Source organism: Alcanivorax sp. HI0044, assembly GCF_001634945.1.
The window spans coordinates 1-4,980 of record NZ_LWEZ01001172.1; the positions used below are offsets into that span (position 1 = coordinate 1).

Annotated in this window: 4 protein-coding genes; 1 reads left to right on the top strand and 3 read right to left on the bottom strand. The window is 56.8% G+C overall.

Features of this window, described 5'->3' with window-relative positions; genetic code table 11:
- Positions 1–75: 75 nt before the first annotated feature.
- A complete protein-coding gene (locus tag A3730_RS15420) occupies positions 76–594 on the top strand; it encodes an outer membrane beta-barrel protein (protein WP_063521409.1) in 519 nt (172 codons plus the stop codon).
- Positions 595–810: 216 nt separating this feature from the next.
- Here A3730_RS15420 and A3730_RS15425 read toward each other — a convergent pair whose 3' ends face one another.
- From A3730_RS15425 to A3730_RS15435, 3 genes are all read right to left on the bottom strand, one after another.
- Complete coding sequence (locus A3730_RS15425; RefSeq protein ID WP_063521410.1) at positions 811–1,179, bottom strand: hypothetical protein; 369 nt, start codon at positions 1,177–1,179, stop codon at positions 811–813.
- Between the two features lie 309 nt (positions 1,180–1,488).
- Entirely contained in the window at positions 1,489–4,236 is a 2,748-nt protein-coding gene (locus tag A3730_RS15430; RefSeq protein ID WP_063538384.1) for a peroxidase family protein, read from the bottom strand.
- A 299-nt stretch (positions 4,237–4,535) separates the two neighbouring features.
- On the bottom strand, positions 4,536–4,980 hold a 445-nt coding region (locus A3730_RS15435; protein WP_156501219.1), incomplete at its 5' end, for a LuxR C-terminal-related transcriptional regulator.

The window sequence follows — 4,980 nt, forward strand, 5'->3', positions numbered from 1 at the left end:
GGTCGCCGTCGCCCCCACTTTTCACTACAATCACTCTATTATTGCGTCGAGACTTAACACCCAGTGGGAGAACCCATGAAAAAAGTACTGTTTGCCGCTGCTTTGGCAATGCCCCTTTTCGCCAACGCCGGCGGCTTTGCCGGTATCGATATCATCAGCAGCGACATCGAACCGGATAACACCACCTCCAGCGCCGACCCCAAAGCGCTGCAATTCAAATTCGGTAGCTGGATCAACCGCGACGAAACCCTCGGCGGCGAAGTACGCCTGGGCCTGGGCGTCGATGACGATAAACTCAGCAACAACGTGGACCTGGAAATCGACCGTTACTACGGCGCCTACTTCCGCGGCCAATTCCCCAACACCATGCCCGTACGCCCCTACGGCCTGATCGGTGCCACCTACGTGGAAACCACCGAGAAAAGCACCTTCGGCGGCTCCGACGGGGAAAACTACAAAGACCTGTCCCTGGGCCTGGGCGTGGACTTCACCATCACCAAAACCCTGTTCATCAACCTGGAATACATGCGGGTGGTGGATCGTAGTGGTGACGAAATTACTAATCTGGGGCTGGGCCTGAACGGCCGGTTCTGATTAGGACACGCAGCACGTTTCAAGCATCACGCTGCACGCAAAACGCCCACCGGAAGGTGGGCGTTTTTTTATGGGATTCGCCAATGAATGTGGGCAGGTACTTTGACCAGGAGAAGGTGTCCACTAAAGCGGGGGAACTACATCCCCTAACGCCCGGTGCAGCGGGCAAATTGAAGCGAGGAACGAGCGGAAATTTGATCCGCCTGCCACCGCTTGTTATGAAAGCCCATATACTAGCCCGCCCACTACACAAAGACTGCTAACCACCCCAATAGCTCGATGAAACCGCATGAGCCTTGGGCTGCGCCATATCAAGAAAGCCAAGAAAGAACCAAGCCAGCCAACAAGCCCCAATATGCCGAAGTTGACCAAAATTGCGGCAACTCCCTGAACTTCATAAGCATTCCCAAACTTATCTCCGTAAACAGCTCTACCAGTAAACAAGTTGTCGAATGTCAGGAATACCAGAAGACCTACTACGAAGAAGACAGGAACCATTCCAGCAAGATATATGAAGTTAGGTCGTTTACTCATATTCATAACAGCGTATTCAGCCGAACCGTTCGACATATCTTTTTTCGACATAACTCTTATCAACCACCGCCCGCTTCCGCCAGAAGATCCAGCCAATACAATAGGATGGAGAAAAGCTGATAACCTTTCTCACCTGACAAAACTCGAAGCAGCGGGTTATTTCCTGAGTTATCCCGAATTCCCCTTCCCCTGAAAATCACTTTATATCAACCGTTTAGCTTTTTCTGTAAGCCATATCCTACAAGCAAGACACCCTCGTCCGGTGAGCACGAGGCAGGGACCGCCCGCGCAGACACAAAAAAGCCCGGGGGACTTGCGTCGCCCGGGCTTGAGGGGTGTACCTCTGGTTATCGCTCTCCCTTAGCGATCTTCGTACCGTTGGTGCTTGAAGAAGATGCCGGTGTCGCCGAACTGGGACAGGGTGAACGGGGACGCCATAACCAGCTCACCGACTTTAACGGCGCTGTTGCGGCGTTCACGGGCGTAGCGTTCGGTGACCCAGGGCAAGATGGACGTTTTGATGGACTTGGAGGTCGCGTAAACGTCATACACCTTGGTGCCGGGGTTCAGGGCGGTCAGGTCGTCACGGAAATCGTGGGGCGCGGTGCTGATGGAATTCTTCAGATCACCGTTTGGCACGAAATAAACCTGTGACGGGGTGTTGGCATTGCTCACCGGGGAACCGTCCTGGTTCACCTTGGCCATGTCACTCATGACGACCAGCGTCGGCTTTCTGGACACCAGCGAGAACAGCGTCGTTGTGCCGAGGGTTTCGTTCACTTCCGGCTGGACATAGTTGGACAGTTCGTTGGCAAAGATGTTGTGGTTATCGCCCTGCCCGCTAAGGGTATAGAGCGCGGACACGTTTTCAGAACGCTTGCCGTCCACCATCAATTTCAGCGCCAGCCCCGGTGCAAAGCCACGGTCTGATGGGTCGCCGGTAACAGACAATCTCAGCAGGCCGTGATCTGCCCCCTGGAACAGGCCGGTGTAGCCATGGCCTGCCGTCGGCACGAACTGCACCTTGGCCAGGGCACCGCGAGGGTGAATCGGCTTGCTGTAGCCCGGCGGGCTCACGTCGGTCACATCCTGCACCTTCTTCCACAGGACGGAGTTGATCAGGCCACCAATATCGATGGGTTCGATGGCCGGCACTTCACCGTCTTCGTAGCTGGTACGCAGGGCGCCGTTGACCCACAGGTGGTCCTGTTTCGCCTGGGCAGACCAGGATTGATAATCCTCGGGAATTTTCAGGCCCCAGGGCTTGAAGGCGTTATCCATGCCCACCAGGCTGCTGGCCAGGTTCGGGTAGTGGCGACGGATGATGTCGACCATGGTGTTCTCTTCCACCCAGTCGATCCCTTCAGCGGTGTACACCTCGTCAGTGTAATCGGTGGTGAAGAAGCGGTCGGTCATCAGGCGACGTGACGCATTGAGGATGAAGATCTGGAAAGACGTTTCACCAAAGCCAAAGCCTTCCGGGCGCGTCTCTTCTGCCAGCTGGCCCACCAGGGTATCGATCATTTCGATATCGTTGTTGTACAGCGCCTTCAGGTCAGCCACCAGCTGCGGATCACTGGACAACTGCTCGAAGCTGGTAATCGGCTTGAGGCCGATTTGGCGACGGAACTCGTTGTAACGGGGCACGCCACGTTCACGGTCACGCAGCACGTCGATGGCCGCCATATCAATGTCGCCAATCAACGGCATGGACAGGTTACGCAGGAAGTCCGGGTAGTTGTTCAGTGTCAGCGCACCCGGGTGGGTGATACCGAAGGAGTACCACAGGCGATCTTGGCCCACGTCGGTGAGCAGATCTTCCGCATCACCGTTACGGGTGTCCTGCAGCAGAATTTCTTCGTCCACCACGTTGGAGCCGATGTCGTAGACCTTGATCTCGTCACGCAGCAACGGGTGCATGCGGTACACGGACACAAATTCTTCGGTGAGGGTGTAGGGCACGCCGTAGTTGTTCGGGGTGCGCGAGCCCACCAGGCCAGCCAGGGCGTGCTCAATGGAGCTGGTATCGCCCTGCCCCAGATCGTTATCGATGCCGAGCAGGTTGAAGATGCCGCCCAGTTCCGCCAGGTTATTGTTCAGCTCGTCCAGGTCGCCTTGATACTTGTCACGCTTGTCACGGTCACCGCCCAGGCCCCACCAGTTGGCGTACATGGCACGCTCGAGCACCGGGTTAGCAAGAATCGCCGGGGTCCATTCCACGGTGTGGATTTTGGCCATCAAGGCAGCGTTGATCAGCCGGGCGTGGTCGTAGAGCCACTGGTCGGAAGCACCGGGGTTGTTTGCCTTGAGCATGTCCGCAATGGCGTTGTGCTCCTGGGTGAACAGGTGGTGCAGCATGCTCAGGCCCACCCACCAGTTTTCATTGAAACCGGTAATCGGTTTGCCGCTGAGGAAATCTGTGGGCAAACGGCCATTGCTGTCGACTTTCAGCTTACCGTCCACAAAGGAACGCACTTCATCGTTGGTTTCCTTGTCGCTGCCGTACAGCTGCGAGCCATCCCACCAGTGGGTGTTGATGTTTTCGTAGGTCACCAGGGATTCATTGCCGCTAACGTTCGGGTCCGGGCGGGTACGCTGCACGGACATGGTGCCGGAACCCAACACGTCGCCAGGCGGCAGCGGAAATTCGATCGGGTTGGCGTCGGTACGCGGGCCATGATCGAACCAGTCATGGACCATGAACTGGATCCAGGAGGTGGCGATGAAGTTCAGGGTGGTGGCAGGTTTGAAATCGCCGCCCCGGGACATGATCAGGTTACTGACTTCACGCGGGTTCGGGGTCAGCAGATTGCCGCTTTCCGATTCCGCAAAGGACGAGGCCGGATCCACGTTACGGCCGAAGTTCACATTGGCGGAGCCTTCCGCCGGATTGTCCAGGATATTACAGGTACCGTCTTCGGTACGGGCCACATGGCTGCGCTCATCGCAGACGATGCTGGCGTTTTTTTCACCCCAGCTTTCCATGTCGAACATATTGTTTTCGAGCAGATCTTCCCGTTGACCGGCAAGAACCAGCAGGGCGCCCATTACGCCAAGTGAACCGAACTTGGTCAGGGCTGGCCAGGTAACCCAGGGGGACATAGCCATGATAAACCTCCGTCGTTTTTATTCTCGGGGGATGTCTGATGACAACGACGGCACTCTAGCAACGGGGCCAACCCCTCCACCCCCTCCCCCGGGAGGGGGTGGAGGGGGAAAACGAAAAAGCGCGAACGGGTTCAAGGTTTGGGGAGCAGTTGGAAGTTCAAAGTTTAAAAGCGCGAGAGGGGGCGGGGGACGATTTGCTGGGTCGAGCCCGCGCCCAGAAGCCGGGTTTCGCAGGAGCGCTGCAGAGAAAAGCACGGATTTCAGCTTTCCTTTTCAACTTTAAACTTTGAACTTTCAACTCATCTAGGCGTGGCGCGCAGCACGGCTTCGGTACGATTGGAGACACCCAGCTTGCTGTAGATGTTTTTCAGGTGCCACTTGGTGGTGGTGACGGATACGCCGGTGGATTCACTAATCTGGGCATTGCTCATACCGCTCTGCAGCAGCTCGAAAATTTCGCTTTCCTTGGGCGTAAGCACCGACCCCGGGTCCACGTCCAGCGGCTCACTGGCCGGGGCGGTGCTGAATACCGCCGGAAACAGCCCGGTATAAAAATCCGGTAGCACCAGCTGCCCTGCTGACCACAACCGATTCATCAAGCCCGCCAGCCCGGGCGCTTCATCGAACACGGAGCGATTGATATTGAGCAGACCATAGCGGGTGATCAGCGCATCCACCTTGCGGCTCTGCTCCGAGGCGACGGCCGTTTTGGAGGTGAGCACCAGCAGGTTGGCCTCAATGATG

Coding starts and splice junctions, on each gene's coding strand:
- A3730_RS15425 (WP_063521410.1), bottom strand. CDS start 1,179: ATGTCGAAAAAAGATATGTCGAACGGTTCGGCTGAATACGCTGTTATG.
- A3730_RS15430 (WP_063538384.1), bottom strand. CDS start 4,236: ATGGCTATGTCCCCCTGGGTTACCTGGCCAGCCCTGACCAAGTTCGGT.
- A3730_RS15420 (WP_063521409.1), top strand. CDS start 76: ATGAAAAAAGTACTGTTTGCCGCTGCTTTGGCAATGCCCCTTTTCGCC.